This is a genomic window from Gordonia sp. (in: high G+C Gram-positive bacteria), from assembly GCF_047606305.1.
Taxonomy (GTDB): domain Bacteria; phylum Actinomycetota; class Actinomycetes; order Mycobacteriales; family Mycobacteriaceae; genus Gordonia.
Genome location: NZ_JASGER010000062.1, coordinates 61078 through 77525, shown reverse-complemented (window position 1 = coordinate 77525; position 16448 = coordinate 61078). Strand labels below are relative to the sequence as shown.

Genomic DNA, 16448 nt, shown 5'->3' with positions numbered 1-16448 from the left:
GGCGGTGGACAGATGTCGGCTCCGTCCGGCGGCGAATCGTCGTCCGGTGGATCCCTCGGGAACCAGGCTCCGGCTGCTCCGGTGGCGCCTGCCGTCCCGGCTCCCGCGGCGCCCGCCCCGGTGGCTCCCGTCCCTGCGGCGCCATTGCCCGCGTCGCCCCAATACAACGACACTGCTCCCGCGCCGCAGACCCAGGTACCCGCTCCCTCGCCCGATCCGGTGCCTACACCCGCTCCGGCAGACACCAGCGGCCAGCAGGGATCGCAGGGGGAAGCGCCCGCGCAGACCCCCGCTCCCGAACCAGCGCCTGCGCAACCGTCACCGAACACCGGGGGCGAGCAGAACGTCGTCAAGCCGTCGCCGAACCTCGTGAACCCGTTCGGCACGCCCAAGTCGTCGTCGACGATCCCGCAGACCGGAACCACGGGAACTGCCGGACCGTCGTCGGAACCGGCGACTCAGAATCCGGGCACGACGCAGCACAACCTCCCGTCGAACGTCCTCCCGGGCAAGTCCGACGTGAAGACCGACGACACTGGCGCAACCAAGTCCGATGAGGCGCCCACGGTAAACCAGGTCGAGGCGCCCGCGGCGGTCATCTCCAACCCGACGCCCCCTCCTGCGGCCGACACGGAGACCGAGAACAAGTCCGGGTTGACCGCAGCCGTGGCGTCACTCCTCGCGCTGCCGATCCTCGGTGGCGCGGCGGGCGGCGAGGGCGGCGTCGGCAGTCTCGCCGAGCTGTACACCGCCTCGCGCGAGGTCAGTGGTCGAGGCATCGCCAATCGTGAAGCGATGGGAGCGTCCGACGTCGACAGCACCGAGTCGGGCTTGATCACCCCGCCGCAGGGCATCTCGTACGTCTCCGACGCCGACGACAACCTGATGGTGCAGAACAACACCGCGAACACCGCGGCGCTGATCAGCAACCCGGGCACCGCAGACCAGCGGGTGTCCTTCCTCGAGCCCGGTCAGAGCATCGGGATCCTCACCGAGGCCTTCAACTGCATCGTCTACCAGCCGCTGCACTTCGTCGGGCAGCAGATCTGGGTCGTCAACCCGATCGGTCACACCGTCGCTGACTTCATGAACGACATCACCGGCATCTACCTGATCGGCAACGGCGCCAACGGCACCCTCGACCACATCAACGGTGGCGACGGCGGCATCCTCTTCGGCGACGGTGGAAACGCCTACGACGGCGGCAACGGCGGCGACGCGATCCTCTTCGGCAATGGCGGTGTCGGTGGGATCGGCGGCGGCGACGGTGGCGATGGCGGCATCCTGATGGGCTGGGGTGGCAACGGCGGCAACGGCACCGACACGGCCGGTGGCGGCAATGGCGGCAACGCGGCCGGCTGGATCTTCGGTGTCGGTGGCAACGGCGGCAACGGCTCCGGTGGCGGCGATGGTGGCGACGGCGGTAACGCCAAGGGCTTCTTCGGCATTGGCAGCTTCATCGGCTCGGGAGGTGCGGGCGGCAACGGTGCGGCCGGCGTCAACGGCGTCGACGGTGCTGCGGTTACCGGGGACGGGGTCGACGGCAACGCCGGCACCGACGGAACCGCAGGCGGCAATGGCGGCAACGGCGGTAGCGCCGGCTGGCTGTTCGCGCGCGGCGGTCGCGGCGGCGAAGGTGGCCAGGGCGGCATGGGCGGCAACGGCAGTGACGGCACGGATGCCACGACGCCGGGTGCTGATGGTGGCGTCGGCGGCGCGGGTGGCAATGGCGGCGACGCCGGAGTCGGCGGTCGCGGCGGCCACGGCAGCCTCCTTGGTCGGCACGGCCGCTCTGGGTCGAACTCGAATGCCGGATTCGGTGGCGACGGCGGCAACGGTGGTACAGGTGCTGCCGGTCTCGATGGCACTGCCGGGAATGTCGACGGTGGCGCCGGTGGCAACGGTGGTGCGGGTGGCAACGCCGGTGTCGGCGGCAGGCTCGCCCACGGTGCCGCCAGTGGCTACGACGGCACGGCCGGCAGCGGCGGGGCCGGTGGTCGCGGTGGCGACGGTCTTGATGGTGCTGACGGCGTCATCGGAGTCAACAACGGTGCCGGCCAGAAGGGTGGCGATGGTGGCAACGGTGGCACCGGAGGTGCTGCTGGCCTCGGTCGAGGCGGATTCGCCGGTGCCGACGGCCAGGGCGGCGATGGTGGCAACGGTGGCGCCGGCGCTCTCGGCGTGAACGGAGCTGATGGCGCAACGCCCGGTGCTTCCGGCCAGGACGGAACTGATGGTGGAGACGGCGGCGCCGGTGGTGCGGCCGGCCTCGGTGGCGGCAGCTCGCACGACCTGATCGGCCATGCCGGCGACGGTGGTGCCGGCGGTGCGGCGGGCAGCGGCGGCGCAGGTGCCGATGGCCTCGACGGCCAGACGGCCGGCGCCAGTGGTACTGCTGGCGGCAACGGCGGACGAGGTGGTCGCGGTGGCCGTGGCGGCGCTGCTGGAGCCGGCGGCGGCATTGCCGGAGTTGACGGTGCTAACGGCAACGGTGGCGATGGCGGTCGTGGCGGCAGCGGTGCCGATGGGTTCGACGGAATAGACGGTCAGACTCCGGGGGCGAGCGGCACGGCTGGTGGTTCTGGAGGTAACGGAGCCGCGGGCGGCCACGGTGGCGTCGCTGGCGGTGCAGGCGCCCACGACGGCGTCGATGGACTTGATGGTGACGGTGGCGACGGCGGTCGTGGCGGCAATGGAGCTGACGGGCTCGCGGGTGTCGACGGTCAGACTCCGGGCGCCAGTGGCACTGCTGGTGGTTCCGGAGGTAACGGCGGCACGGGCGGCGCGGCAGGTCTTGCCGGTGGTGCGACCGGACATGATGGTGTTGCAGGTGTTGATGGCAACGGCGGCAATGGTGGTCGTGGTGGTAACGGCGCCAATGGTGCTGATGGCCTCGACGGCGTTGCACCCGGCGAGGCAGGTGGCGACGGCGGAAACGGCGGCGCTGGTGCTGCGGGCGGTGCTGCCGGCCTTGCCGGTGGTGCGACCGGCCATGACGGCGTTGCGGGTGTTGACGGCAACGGTGGCAGTGGTGGCCGCGGCGGCAATGGTGCGACCGGCGCCACCGGCACGACGGGTTCCGCGCCCAGCGGCACCGGAGGCAACGGATCCGACGGTGGAGCTGGCGGCACCGGTGGTGACGGTGGTCTGGGCGGAGGCCTCCACGGCGCGGCCGGCAACGCCGGCGTCGGCGGTAATGGCGGCATCGGTGGGACCGGTGGCACCGGAGGTGCCGGCGACCAGACATCGCCCAACGGTGGTGTTGGCGGAGTCGGTGGCAACGGTGGCGCGGCCGGTGCCGGCGGCAACAGCCCGAATGGCCCCGGTGCTGACGGCATCGGTGGCAACGGCGGCACAGGTGGTACCGGTGGCGTCGGATACCTCGGTGGCATTGGCGGAACCGGCGGCCTCGGTGGCAACGGCGGCGCTGGCATCAACGGAGTCGGCGGCGGCGACGGCGGTGTCGGTGGTACCGGCGGTGTGGGCGGCGCTGGAACAGACTTGACTCACGCGAGCGGAACCGCGGGCGGAACCGGTGGCACAGGCGGCCTCGGCGTCGACGGTGGTGCCGACGGCAACGGTGGAAGCGGTGGTGTCGGCGGCGCGGGTTGGGGCAGTGGTGGCAGCGCGACTGGCGGAGCAGGTGGAGCCGGTGGAGCGGGCGGCACGGCCGACGCGAGCGCTCCCGGCATGGGCGGCGGCGGTGGCGGCGGCGGAGGAGGCGCACTCCTCGATGGTGCGTTCAACGGCACCGTGACCGGCGGCGCCGGCGGCAAGGGCGGCGACGGCACGACGACACAAACCGGCGGTCAGGGCGGCACCGGTGGTACTGCGAACGTGAATGTCGACGCCAGCAGCACGGCTGGCGGAACCGTCGTCGGCGGCAACGGCGGCGACTCCATCGGCACCGGCATCGGCGGCAATGGTGGAGTCACCTATGTCGACGTGTCCAACGGTTCTCAGCTTTCCGGCACCATTCGCGGCGGCGACGGTGGCACCGGCGTGGATCACGGTCAGGGCGGAGACGGTGGCCTGGTCTACGTGCGTGACACTGACGGCAGCACGGTTTCCGGTACCTCGCAAGGCGGCACCGGCGGTCAGGGTTCGGGCGCCGGCTCGGTGGGCGGCACAGGCGGTATGGCTGGAGTGGATGTCGAATCGGACGGCACTGTCGGCGGGATTCGGCAGGGCGGTAACGGTGGCGATGCCACCGGCGGCGGCTCTGGCGGAACGGGCGGCGTTGGACTGGCCATGGGCTCTGATGGCGGTTCTGCCGTCGGCACTGCGACGGGTGGCGATGGCGGCGACGCGTCGGGTGGTGCCACGGGTGGCGACGGGGGCGACGGTTGGATCGCGGGAGTCCAGGGCGGCGACGCCGGGCCGCAGGGCTCGACATCGAGCACCGGCGGCAACGGTGGTGACGGCGTCAACGGTGGAACCGGCGGTTCTGGCGGTGACGCCCTCCTGGCTGCCGACGGTGGTGGCTACTCCAGCGGTGCGACCGCCTCTGGCGGCGCGACCGGCGGCAACGGAGGCATCGGCGACGGGGGTACCGGCGGTTCAGGCGGCGACGCGACCACCACCTCCAACAACAACAACAATGTCGCGTCCTCCGTCACCGGGTCGGCGACAGGCGGCAACGGCGGTGACGGGACCTCCGGTGGCCAGGGTGGCTCCGGCGGCACCGGCTCGGTTGTTTCTGGAGATTCGACGGTCGACGGCACGGCTACCGGCGGCAACGGTGGCGCTGGAGCGAACGGTGTGAACGGCAGCGACGGTGGGAATGCCACCGTCAGCGGAGCCAACCGCGGGACGGTGTCCGGCGGTTCGGCGACCGGCGGCAACGGGGTGACGGGTGGTCCGGCCGGAAACACCGCCACGGTGAGCTCGACCGGCGGCACCATCACCAACAGCCACGCCGAGGCGGGCATCAACTCGACGACCGCCCAGGGCGGCAGTGGGTTGATCACCGCCGCAACCGGAGGCACAGTCTCCAGCAGCACCGCGACGGGCGGAGACGCCGGCACCTCGACGAGCACCGGCAAGGGTGGCGACGGCGGTGATGCCAGTATCGCGGTCACGCTCGGCAGCGTCACCGGCAGCACGGCCAAGGGTGGCGACGGCGGCGACGCACACGGAACTGCCAACGCGGGTACCGGTGGTGACGCGACGATCAAGACGAGCGTCGGAGCAGGTGGAATCGTCACCTCGTCCACGGCGACCGGTGGTCGCGGAGGCGACTCCAGCACGGCAGCCGGCGCAGCCGGTGGCTACGGAATGGTCGAGGCCAGGGCGGCCGGCGAGGTGAAGAACAGCACAGCGACGGGCGGTGATGCCGGTAGCGGAATCAACGGCGGTACCGGTGGTGCCGGCGGCTTCGGGTATGTCTTCGGGACTTCTGCCGGGACAGTCGACGGCGAGGTCGCCGAGGGCGGGGCCGGTGGAGACGGCGTCGGCGCTGATTCCGTCGGTGGCGCGGGAGGCAGTGCATCGGTCAAGGGGTCGTCTGGCTACACGAGCGGCTCTGTCAAGGGCGGCCGGGGCGGCAAGGGTGAAGGCGGAGGTACCGGCGGCAATGGAGGCACAGCCACCGTGGACAACCAACAGGGCTCCCTCGCCGTCGTCGATGTCGCAGGCGGCAACGGTGGTAGCGCCAATGCAGCTGGAGGCAAGGGCGGCAAGGGAGGAAATGGCACTGTCAACGCTCTTGGTCAGGCCGGCCAGGCCGAGGCTCACGGGACGGTCACTGGCGGAGACGGCGGCAATTCGTATGGGACCGGTACTGGTGGCACCGGAGGCCTAGCGAGAGTGTTCGCGGGTCAGTCTGCGAGTACGGGCTACGCCTCCGGGACTGTCACGGGTGGTCGCGGTGGTGATGCGACGGTCGGTACCGGCGGCACGGGCGGGAATGGAGAGTTCCGCGCGTACGGCGGGTCGATCACCGGATCGTCGACCGGTGGTGAAGGCGGCACAGCCAATGGTGGCGACGGTGGCAACGGCGGCAGCGGAATGGTCCAGCCGGCTGGCACGGTCACCAATGTCACGGCCGTCGGTGGCAAGGGTGGCGCCGGAGGCGTCAACGGTGTCAACGGTGCCGTTGGCGGCAAGGGCGGCGCCGGTGGTGCCGTTTCCGCCGGAAGCCTCCAGACGGGAGACGGCATGACCTTCGTGGCCGGCAACGGCGGCAACGGTGGTGCCGGCGGGACGAAGGTGAGCGGCACCCTTACCGGCAATGGTGGCGCCGGCGGCGCCGGAGGCAACGCCATCCACGTCGGGACGGCCGGCAACGGCGGTGACGGTGGTGCGGGACAGGCCAACGGCACCGTTGGAACCACCGGGGCGCCCGGGCAGAACACCTAACCGAATCACGCAGGGGAGGGGTCCACATCGGCGGGCCCCTCCTTTGTCGTCAGTACGACCGAACGCTCACAGCGGGTTGTGCCAAATACGGCCGATCGGTCGTCACGCTGAACTGGATGCGACCCGTACCCGTCCGCACCCGTTTGCTGAAGCCGCTCTGGTTCTCGCCGAGGCCGGGCAGGTTGCCGCGCGCGATGCCGCTCACCGCTCCACGTCGACCGGTTGTCAGGTTGACCCATTGGACGGTCGCCCGGACCGTGCACGGCCCGTTGTAGCCGGAGATCCCGACGAAGCCGCCGGTCACCCCGAAGTCGACGGTGCCGGGGTATTGCTCGCCCGCGTGGCCGAATCCGGTGACTTCGCCGAAGCACGCTGCGTCGGCGAGCGTCGTCACCTGTGCGGTGCGGGCGTCGCGGCCGTGGGGGAGATAGGGGACTGCGCCGGCGGGTGCGGCTCCCAGTGCGAGGAGAAGTGCGGCACTTGCCGCTACGACTGGTCGAATGCGGGTGCTCGTTGTCATGTGTGCCTCCGAGGTTGACCACTTCCGAGCGTATAAACCGACGTAATCCTTCACAAGTGTAGGAAATGGGTCTACCGTTGGGTCATGGCCACTGCAGCTCCCGCGCGCAAGACACGTGCAGCGCACCTCGGGCCTGATCGTCGTCGGCCCCAAGTGCTCGACGCCGCCCTGCGGATCGCGGTGGACGAGGGGTTCGCCGCGGTCAGCATCGCCTCTCTGGCGTCGTCGATGAGGGTCACCCGACCGGTGGTCTACTCCTGCTTCCCCGACCGCGGGACGATCCTCGGCGCGCTCCTCGAGCGCGAAGCCGAACTCCTGCTCACCTCGACGCTCGACGCGCTGCACTCGGCCACCGGCGACGACCCCGAGCAGGTCTTCGTCGACGGCTATCGCGCCCTGCTCACCACCGTGGCGCAGCGACCCGACTCGTGGCGCCTGGTCTTCGACGCCGATGCCGACCCCGAAACCACGCGACGCGTCGCCGAAGCCAGGGCCGTCATCTTCGACGCATCGACCCGATGGATCGCGCCAGCGCTTGAAAAGTGGTGGGGGACAGCCGATCTCGAGCGCAAGCTCCCCGCGCTCATCGAACTCTTCGTGTCGTCGTGTGAAGCGGCGGTGCGGGTGATGCTCGACCCCGGCAACGACCTCGACGCCGACGACCTGGCCCCGCTCTACGGCCGCATGATGTCCGCCGCCCATCGGGTGGCATAAGGAGGCCCGCCATGTTCACCCTCGCCGACTACCGCAAGACCGACTACGGGTTCTTCGGCCCCGACTCGGTCTCGTGGAAGCTCTGGACCCACCCGACCGCGCTCATCGCCTTCCAGCGGGCCGTCGTCCTAGAGCACTTCGACCCCGCGCTGACCGCCGCCGTCGCCGACATGGGCGGCATCTACGACGATCCGCAGCGCCGCCTGGACGCGACGCTCGCCTACTTCATCACCGTCGCCACCGCCGACTCGAAGACGGCGATCGAGGCCTCCGAACACCTGATGGGAATTCACGCGAAGGCCACCGGAATCGAGCCGCTCTCGGGCCGTCGCTACAGCGCCAACAACCCGGCCTCACAGCTGTGGATCCACGTCACCGGGTGGCATTCGGTCCTCAAGTGCTACGAGACCTACGGACCCGGCCCGCTCTCCGACGACGAGGTCCGCCGGTACTGGGCCGAGGCGCGAATCGCCGCCGAACTCCAAACCTGCGACCCCGCCGACGTGCCGGCGGACCGCAACGAGGTCCGCGCGTACTTCGAGCGCGTGCGACCCGGCCTGGCCGTCAGCGAGCGCGCACTGCGCGGCATGCACTACCTGCTGCGCAGCGACCACCACGCCAACCTGCGGCTGCGCCTGGCCAGCCGTGTCATGGCGCCGGCCGCGATCGCCACGCTGCCCAGGTGGATGCGCGAAATGGGGCAGTTCGACCAGCCCGGCGTCGTCGACGCCGGATGGCGCCTGCCGACGCGCGCCGCCGTCCGTGCGACATCGCGCCCGGTTGCTGCCGCGCTGGCGATCCGCCCGTTCTCGCCGATGGTGTCGCGGGCGTTGCGCGCGCACCGGAAGGCGAAGACGCCGATCATGCCCGTCGTCGTCACGCCGACCGAAGCCCGCGAGAGGTACGGGACGATGGGTCGCCGAGGGGCGACCGTCTAGCGTCCGGGGTCGCGACTAGGAGCCGAAGAACCCGCCGCCGCGGGTGAGGCGGACCCAGTTGCCCGGCTCACCGACGCCGGGACCGGTCATCGAGTTGCCGGTGACGATCAGATCCCAGAAGTTGCTGCGGCAACGCGGCGAGCGGACCACGTGGGCGAACACGCGAACCCGGTTGCCCGACCGGCCGACCTCGCTCCACCGGGCGGCGCAGAGGCCGGGCAGCACGATCGTTCCGCGCAGCGGCCGTGACCGGGTCACCGTGAGGTGGGCGGGGTTGACCTGGATGGGCCAGACGACGACGCCGTTCCAGTGGCCACGCAGATCCGGGCCCGGAGCGGCTTCGGCCGTGGTGGCCGGAACGGCGGTTGCGACGATCCCGCCCGCTGCGAGCAGCGCCATGGCGACACGACGACCGCGCATGGTTCGAGACGGGGACTTGCCTTCATTCCTCAGTGTTTTCTCAGCCATGGCGTCAGGCTAGGGCGTCGCTGCAACCGATATAGCCGTTTTCGGTCGGTTGGCAGCTATCTGGCAGGAATCGTCACCCGGCGAGGCGGCAAACCCAACAGTTCGGGACAAACCCGACCCGATTTGGGTGTGGGGTTTGTCCCGGACTGTTGGGTTTGCAGAGGCGTCAGTTGACGTACTTCGACAGCGCTTCTTGCACCGCGGCAGGGTCGGGCTGGGTGTGGAACTTCTGCTTCTCGGCCTTGCCCTTGATGTAGATGAGCGTCGGGCAGTCGCGATCCGAGTCGGCGCTCGGGCTGCCGGCCACCTCGATGTCCCCGACCTTCTTGTGGGTGCGAGCCTCGACGATCGAGCCCTTGTACCGGCCGGTGTACAGCTGCGACGTGCCCTTGTCGAAGCGGCACTCGCCGACCTTCTCGCCCTTGTCGAAGTGCGTGAAGCAGGCGACGAGCTGGACGTCCTTCGCCTCGCGCGTCTGCCACGCCTCGGAGGCGTCGTAGGGGAAGCGCACCTGCTGCAGGCTGACCGCGTCGCCGCGGTTGTAGAACACCGCGACCTTGTGCGGGCCGGCCCCGGTGTGCTCGGCCGCCTGCGGGAAGTACTTCGGCGGCGTCGAGCAGGCGCGGCTCAGGTTGGAGTCGAAGCGCAGGTCGTTGTCGGCCTTGGGCATCTTGAACATCCAGAAGAGCGAGTAGGCCAGGCCGGCGACCAGCAGCACGCTCACCGCGGTGATCACCTTCTTGGCGGTCCCGTCCCACGGGGCGGGTTGGCCGCCGTTGGCGCGGCGACGGGCGTTGGACGCGATCACGAGGCCCAGCGGCAGGACGGCGATGAGCGCCAGGATGATGCCCGGCAGCCATCCGCCGTCCTTGAAGGCGAGGAAGGAGAAGATCCCGGCGGCGACCAGGACTCCAAGAGCGGCACGAATCATGAGATCCCCCAATTCGGTGGCGACGACTCAAGCAGACTACGCCCGACGGTCAGGGGTGTCGGCCCAATGATCGACCTGGGCCTCAGCGCCAGAACATGAACTGATCCCGACCGGCGGCGATCATCTCCCACGGGGTGCCGAACAGCCCGACGACGTCGTAGATCACGTCGAAGAAGGCCTGCCCGACCGCCGGGATGAAGATCAGCACGAACACGATCAGGAAGCCGTACGGCGCGATCTTGTCGGCGGTGCGGCGCATGCCCGACGACAGGTACGGCTCGATCGCCCCGTAGCCGTCGAAGCCGGGGATCGGGATGATGTTCAGGATCGTCGCGGTGATCTGCAGGAACCCGAGGAAGGCGATCGCATTCGCCAGGTTCGGCTTCGTCGCGTCGTCGATGAAGTGCAGGCTCCCCAGCAGGAGCGCGCCGAGCACGAGGTTGGTGAACGGCCCGGCCAGCGACACGATCGACTTCTGGACCTTGGTGAACCCACGCGTGTGCAGGTAGACCGCGCCGCCGGGGAAGCCGATCCCGCCCATCAGGATGATCAGCACCGGCAGGCCGATCGACAGACCGGGGTGGGTGTACTTGAGTGGGTCGAGGGTCAGGTAGCCGCGCGCATCGACCGACGTGTCGCCGAAGCGGTAGGCGGTGAGAGCATGCGCGAACTCGTGCAGCGACAGCGAGATCACCCAGCCGGCCAGCACGAACAGCACCGTCCCGGTCTTGGCCGTCGTATTCGACTCGAAGCCGCTCTGGATCAGCATCACGACGCCGAAGACGGCCGCGATCACCAGGCAGGCGAACACCCACCCGGGGCGGACGGCCTTCAGGGCTTGGGCGGTGGAGGTGGGGGTCATGGGGTGGCCTCGTCGTAGTCGGGGAGGGGGCCGACGGACATGGTCGCGGCGACCTTCTGCTCGCCGTCGTCGTCCATGAGCATCCAGAGCGTCAGGGAGTCCTCGTCGAGCAGGCGTCGGATGGTCAGCTTCGCGCCAGGCTGGATCGGGCGCATGTACTCGATGATCATGCGGTGCGGCCCGGCGACGAGCTCGGGGTGGTCGAGCAACTCGTCCTCCAACACCTCCAGGTAGGCGGCGTTGTTCAGGTGCTTGAAGGGGTCGAAATCGGTGGCGCGCAGGACGTGCTCGCGGTCGGGGGCGCTGCCGGACTCGGGCGCCTTCTCCGGGTTCATCGCCTTCCAGCGCAGCCGGTGCTCGTCGGTCATCGAGCTCAGCAGCTCCAGCGCCTCGTCGGAGATGCGCGACGGCATGCCCTGGTCGTTGACGTTGATCCAGAAACCCTCGGTCTCGATGAGCCCGGGCTCGCGCTCGTCGGGGTTGAACAGGTTCGTCTCGTGCTCGGCGGTCATCGTCACGCGCATGTTGGTCCACCGCGTCGACGCCGCGCCGCACCAGCGCTCGGCGGTGACGGTCCCGGGCCAGGAGAACGGGCGGATCACGTCGACGATGGTGCGTCGCACGATCCAGAACGGGTCGCTCTGCGTCAGGTCCGTCGCGTCGATGTTGTCGTTGGCGATGTCCTGCAGATACCGGGCCGCCGAATCGAGTCGCACGCGCATGTCCTGGTCGACATCACCGGTGCGGATCCGGTACTGCGCCTGGAAGAATTGGGCGCCGTCCTTGCGCTTGGCCAGCGGCTCGGGTGCGGGGGTGGTGGCGGTCACGATCTCCCTTATGGATAGGCCTGTTTCCGTACGCTAGAGTTGGAGTGAACTAGAACACGTTCTACCTGACGATGAACGGGGTAACACCTGATGGCGCACGTTATCACTCGGCCGTGCTGCAACGATGGCAGCTGCGTTAGCGTCTGCCCGGTCAACTGTATCCACCCGACGCCCGACGAGCCGGAGTTTCTGACCGCCGAGCAGCTCTACATCGATCCGGAGACCTGCATCGACTGCGGCGCCTGCATCGACGAGTGCCCGGTGGAAGCCATCTACCCCGACGATCAGCTGGCCGAGCGCGACGAGCCCTACCTGCAGATCAACGCCGACTACTACAAGGACCACGACGTCGACGGCGGCCTGGTCCCGCCGAAGAAGGCCCCGCCCATGCCGGCGGACAAGGAGCTGCACGTCGCGATCGTCGGCGCCGGCCCGGCCGCGCTGTACGCCGCCGAAACCCTCGTCAAGAAGGCGACCGTCACCGTCGACGTCTTCGACCGGCTGCCCACCCCGCACGGCCTGGTCCGCTTCGGCGTCGCCCCCGACCACGCGCCCACCAAGCTCGTCGAGCGCGGCTACCTCTCGACGGCCAACAAGAAGAACTTCAACTACTTCCTCGGCGTGCAGGTCGGCAAGGACATCACGCACGAGGAGCTCAAGCAGCGCTACCACGCGATCGTCTACGCGGTCGGCGCCGCGACCGACCGTCGCCTCGACATCCCCGGTGAGGACCTGCCCGGTTCGATCTCGGCCACCGAGTTCGTCGCCTGGTACAACGGCCACCCCGATTTCGTCGACCTCGACGTCGACCTGTCCAGCGAGCGGGCCGTCGTCGTCGGCAACGGCAACGTCGCGCTCGACGTGGCGCGCATCCTCGTCACCGATCCCGACGTGCTGGCCAAGACCGACATCTCCGACCACGCGCTGCAGGTGCTGCGGACCTCGAACATCAAGGAGGTCGTCGTCCTGGGCCGCCGCGGTATCGCGCAGGGCGCCTACACCAACAGCGAGTTCCTCGCGCTCGGCGACGTCGAGGGCGTCGACGTCATCATCGACCCCGACGAGCTGGTCCTGGACCCCGAGTCGGAGGCCGCCGGCGACGACATCGACTCGACCATCGGCACCAAGATCCGCCTGGCGCAGGAGTTCGCCGAGCGGCCGACCACCGAGGGGAACCGGCGCATCGTGTTCCGCTTCCTCTCGTCGCCGCTGTCCCTCGAGGGCGACGACAAGGTGACCTCGATGACCGTCTCGAAGAACGAGTTCACCGACGGCGGCTCGGTGTCGCGGACCGGGGAGACCTACAGCATCGACACCGGCCTGGTGCTGCGCTCGATCGGCTACAAGGGCCACGCCGACGCCGTACCCGACCTGCCGTTCGACGACGACCGCGGAGTGGTGCCCAACGAGGGCGGTCGCGTCCTGGACGGCGACGAGCCGCTGACCGGCGTCTACGTCACCGGCTGGATCAAGCGCGGCGCCACCGGCGGCATCGGCCGCAACCGCCTGTGCGGCGAGGAGACCGCCGAGGCCGTCATCGCCGACTTCATCGACGAGAAGCTGACCGACCCGTCCGCTTCGCGCGAGGACGTCGAGCAGCTCGCCGCCGACCGCGGCGTGCACCTCATCGACCTCGAGGGCTGGAAGAAGATCGACGCCGCCGAGAAGGCCGCCGGTCGCGAGGCCGGTCGGCCGCGGGTCAAGTTCACCGACATCGCGACCCTCGAAGCAGCTGCGGAAGCGGCGGAGTAGCCCGTGCGGATTGCACTTCTCTCCTATCGGAGCAAGCCCCACTGCGGCGGTCAGGGCGTCTACGTGCGCCACCTGTCCCGGGAGCTCGCGCTGCTCGGCCACGACGTCGAGATCTTCTCCGGTCAGCCCTACCCGGATCTGGACCAGGCCGCGCTCGACGCGGGCGTGCGCCTGACCAAGGTCCCCAGCCTGGACCTGTACGGCGAGCCCGAACCGTTCCGCAACCCCAAGTTGGGCGAGTACCGCGACTGGATCGACGTCATCGAGGTCGGACAGATGTGGACCGCCGCCTTCGGCGAGCCGCTGACCTTCAGCCTGCGCGTCGCCAAGCTGCTCGAGCAGCGCCGCGACGACTTCGACGTCGTGCACGACAACCAGAGCCTCGGCTACGGCCTGCTGCGCCTGCCGAAGATGGGCTTCCCGCTCGTCGCGACGATCCACCACCCGATCACCCGCGACCGGGCGCTGGCCATCAAGGCCGCCAAGGGCTGGCGCAAGATCACCGCCGCCCGCTGGCACTCCTTCCTGGCCATGCAGGGTCGGGTCGCGCGGCGCATCCCGGTGCTGCTCACCGTGTCGCGCAGCAGCGAGGTCGACACCCGCAAGGCGTTCAACATCCCCGTCGGCCGGCTCGAGACGATCCCGCTGGGCGTGGACACCGAGCTGTACAAGCCGTCGGAGCAGCGCGTGCCCGGCCGCGTCGTCTGCGTCGCCAGCGCCGACGCCCCGCTCAAGGGCGTGTCCTACCTGCTCGAGGCGATCGCCAAGGTCGCCTCGGAACGGTCGGTGGAACTGACCCTCGTCTCCAAGCTCGACCCCACCGGACCGTCGGCGCGGCTCATCGAACAGCTGTCGATCCGCGACCACGTCCGCGTCGTCAACGGGCTCGACGACGAGGAGCTCGCGCAGCTGCTCGCCTCCGCCGAGGTGGCCGTCGTGCCGTCGCTCTACGAAGGCTTCTCGCTGCCGGCCGTCGAGGCCATGAGCTGCGGCACCCCGCTCATCGCGACGCGCGCCGGGGCGATCCCCGAGGTCGTCGGCGAGGGCGAGGGGGCCGGTGCGGTGCTCGTGCCGCCGAGTGACTCCGGGGCCATCGCCCAGGAGCTGCTGCGGCTGCTCGAGGACGCCGACGCGCGGGCCGCACTGGGCGCCGCCGCGCGCAAGCGGGCCGAGGAGAACTACAGCTGGGCGGCCGTCGCGGCCAAGACCGTCGCGGCCTACCAGCGCGCCATTGATCAGAACGCCGAAGGGGATTCGTAAATGCTGACCGTGGACTTCGACAAGCTCGGCATCGGGCCCGGCGTCTCCGCCATCGACATCGGGGCCGGCCAGGGGCGGCACTCGTTCGAGATGTTCCGCCGCGGCGCCGACGTCATCGCCTTCGACCAGTCCGAGTCGGACATGACCGACGTCGGCACCATGTTCGACGCGATGATCGCCGAGAAGCAGGTGCCGGCGTCGGCCAAGGCGCGCGCCGAGGTCGGCGACGCCCTGCACCTGCCGTACGCCGACGACTCCTTCGACGTCGTGCTCATGTCGGAGATCCTCGAGCACGTGCCCGCCGACGAGGCCGCGATCGCCGAGATGGTCCGCATCCTCAAGCCCGGCGGCAAGGCCGCGGTCACCGTGCCGCGCTACTGGCCGGAGAAGATCTGCTGGGCGCTCTCGGACGAGTACCACGAGGTCGAGGGCGGCCACGTCCGCATCTACAAGGCGTCCGAGCTGGCGTCGAAGCTGGAGGCTGCCGGCCTGAAGGTCACCGGCACGGGCCACGCGCACGCGCTGCACTCGCCGTACTGGTGGATCAAGTGCGCCGTCGGCGTCGACAAAGAGAAGAACCCGCTGGTCCGCGGCTATCACCAGATGCTGGTGTGGGACATGCTCAAGGCGCCCGCGCTCACGCGCACCGCCGAGAAGATGCTCAACCCCGTCGCCGGCAAGTCGGTCATCCTGTACCTGGAAAAGCCCGCCTAGGCTTGAGCCCCGTGGCCCAGCTTCCCGCACTGCCCGGCGTCCTGAGCGCGGATCAGGTCGCGGCGACCGGTGCCGCCGTCGCCGCGATGCAGGAGCGCTCGGGCGCCCTACCGTGGTTCCCCGGCGGCAAGACCGACCCGTGGGACCACGTCGAATCGGCGATGGCGCTGTCGGTGACGGGCTTCGTCGACGAGGCGGTCGCGGCCTACCGGTGGTCGGCGTCGACGCAGCGGCCCGACGGCTCGTGGCCGATCGAGTTCCGGCAGGGGCGCGTCACCGACCCGAACATCGACTCCAACTTCTGCGCCTACATCGCCGTCGGCGTCTGGCACCACTTCCTCATCACCCGTGACGCCGACTTCCTCGCCGAACTGTGGCCGACGGTGCGCGCGGGCATCGACCTGGTGCTGCGCTTTGCCCGCGACGACGGTGCCTTCCGCTGGGCCGCCGACGGCACGTCGCTGGAGATGTTCGACGAGGCGCTGCTCACCGGCAACGCCTCGATCCTGCAGTCGCTGGACTGCGCGGTCCGGATCGCCGAGGAGATGTCCGCCGGCGAGGCCGCGACGCGATGGTCGGCGGCACAGGCGAAGCTGGCGCGGGCCTTCGCGTCGACCTTCTCCGACGTCGCGGGTGCGCCCGTCGGCGTGCGGCCCGGGGTCTTCGTCGAACCGTCGTCACACTCGATGGACTGGTACTACCCGGTGCTCGGCGGGGGAGTGCGCGACGAGCCCGCGCACGAGCTGATCGACCTGCGCTGGGACGAGTTCGTCGTCGCCGGCAAGGGCATCCGCTGCATCGACCACCGCCCGTGGGTGACCGGCGCCGAAACCTCCGAGCTGGCCATCGCGTTGGAGGCGCTGGGCCGGTCCGACGAGGCCGCGACCCTCGTCGACGACATCGGGCACCTGCGAGATCCGGACGGGTCGTACTGGACGGGCCTGGTCTTCGCCGACGGCAAGCGCTGGCCGGTGGAGAAGAGCTGCTGGACCTCGGCGGCCGTGGTTCTCGCGGTTGACGCCATCTCGCGCACGACCCCGGGCAACGGCGTTTTCCGCGATGTCCGGCAGTCCGAGGCCGTCGTCCTCCCCTAGTCCCCGCC

General features: G+C 69.9%; 13 protein-coding genes. 7 read left to right on the top strand and 6 right to left on the bottom strand.

The window, feature by feature from the left end; all coding sequences use genetic code 11:
- Positions 1-672: 672 nt before the first annotated feature.
- On the bottom strand, positions 673-3510 hold the full coding sequence (locus QM634_RS10055) for a hypothetical protein (RefSeq protein WP_415042644.1): 2838 nt from the start codon (positions 3508-3510) through the stop codon (positions 673-675).
- A 180-nt stretch (positions 3511-3690) separates the two neighbouring features.
- Between QM634_RS10055 and QM634_RS10050 the strand changes: the two genes are divergently transcribed.
- Positions 3691-6360: a beta strand repeat-containing protein gene (locus QM634_RS10050; RefSeq protein WP_415042643.1), complete on the top strand. Its 2670-nt coding sequence runs from the start codon at positions 3691-3693 to the stop codon at positions 6358-6360.
- A gap of 49 nt (positions 6361-6409) precedes the next feature.
- On the opposite strand, the gene QM634_RS10045 is transcribed toward QM634_RS10050, so the two are convergent.
- The gene (locus QM634_RS10045) at positions 6410-6880 is read right to left on the bottom strand and encodes a hypothetical protein (protein WP_415042642.1); all 471 of its coding nucleotides are present in this window, start codon (positions 6878-6880) and stop codon (positions 6410-6412) included.
- Between the two features lie 84 nt (positions 6881-6964).
- On the opposite strand from QM634_RS10045, the gene QM634_RS10040 reads away from it, so the two are divergent.
- Together QM634_RS10040 and QM634_RS10035 are read left to right on the top strand one after the other, a co-directional pair.
- Entirely contained in the window at positions 6965-7594 is a 630-nt protein-coding gene (locus QM634_RS10040; RefSeq protein ID WP_415042641.1) for a TetR/AcrR family transcriptional regulator, read from the top strand.
- 11 nt (positions 7595-7605) lie between these two features.
- Positions 7606-8532, top strand: a complete 927-nt coding sequence (locus QM634_RS10035) for an oxygenase MpaB family protein (protein ID WP_415042640.1) — start codon at positions 7606-7608, stop codon at positions 8530-8532.
- Positions 8533-8547: 15 nt separating this feature from the next.
- Here QM634_RS10035 and QM634_RS10030 read toward each other — a convergent pair whose 3' ends face one another.
- The 4 genes from QM634_RS10030 to QM634_RS10015 all read right to left on the bottom strand — a co-directional run bounded on the left by QM634_RS10030 (position 8548) and on the right by QM634_RS10015 (position 11620).
- A complete protein-coding gene (locus QM634_RS10030) occupies positions 8548-9000 on the bottom strand; it encodes a hypothetical protein (protein WP_415042639.1) in 453 nt (150 codons plus the stop codon).
- Positions 9001-9166: 166 nt separating this feature from the next.
- The gene (locus tag QM634_RS10025) at positions 9167-9931 is read right to left on the bottom strand and encodes a hypothetical protein (protein WP_415042638.1); all 765 of its coding nucleotides are present in this window, start codon (positions 9929-9931) and stop codon (positions 9167-9169) included.
- 82 nt (positions 9932-10013) lie between these two features.
- A complete protein-coding gene (locus tag QM634_RS10020; protein ID WP_415042637.1) occupies positions 10014-10793 on the bottom strand; it encodes a site-2 protease family protein in 780 nt (259 codons plus the stop codon).
- Positions 10790-11620, bottom strand: coding sequence for an acyl-[acyl-carrier-protein] thioesterase (locus QM634_RS10015; protein ID WP_415042636.1), 831 nt, complete (start codon positions 11618-11620; stop codon positions 10790-10792). Before QM634_RS10015 ends, QM634_RS10020 begins: the two co-directional genes overlap by 4 nt.
- A gap of 90 nt (positions 11621-11710) precedes the next feature.
- On the opposite strand from QM634_RS10015, the gene QM634_RS10010 reads away from it, so the two are divergent.
- The 4 genes from QM634_RS10010 to QM634_RS09995 are packed head-to-tail and all read left to right on the top strand — an operon-like array spanning position 11711 to position 16440.
- Positions 11711-13372 (top strand): FAD-dependent oxidoreductase, encoded by a 1662-nt coding sequence (locus tag QM634_RS10010; RefSeq protein ID WP_415042635.1) that lies wholly within the window; start codon positions 11711-11713, stop codon positions 13370-13372.
- Between the two features lie 3 nt (positions 13373-13375).
- A complete protein-coding gene (locus QM634_RS10005) occupies positions 13376-14632 on the top strand; it encodes a glycosyltransferase family 4 protein (protein WP_415042634.1) in 1257 nt (418 codons plus the stop codon).
- Positions 14633-15346, top strand: a complete 714-nt coding sequence (locus QM634_RS10000) for a class I SAM-dependent methyltransferase (protein WP_415042633.1) — start codon at positions 14633-14635, stop codon at positions 15344-15346.
- An 11-nt stretch (positions 15347-15357) separates the two neighbouring features.
- Positions 15358-16440: a prenyltransferase gene (locus QM634_RS09995; protein WP_415042632.1), complete on the top strand. Its 1083-nt coding sequence runs from the start codon at positions 15358-15360 to the stop codon at positions 16438-16440.
- The last annotated feature ends 8 nt before the right edge of the window (positions 16441-16448 follow it).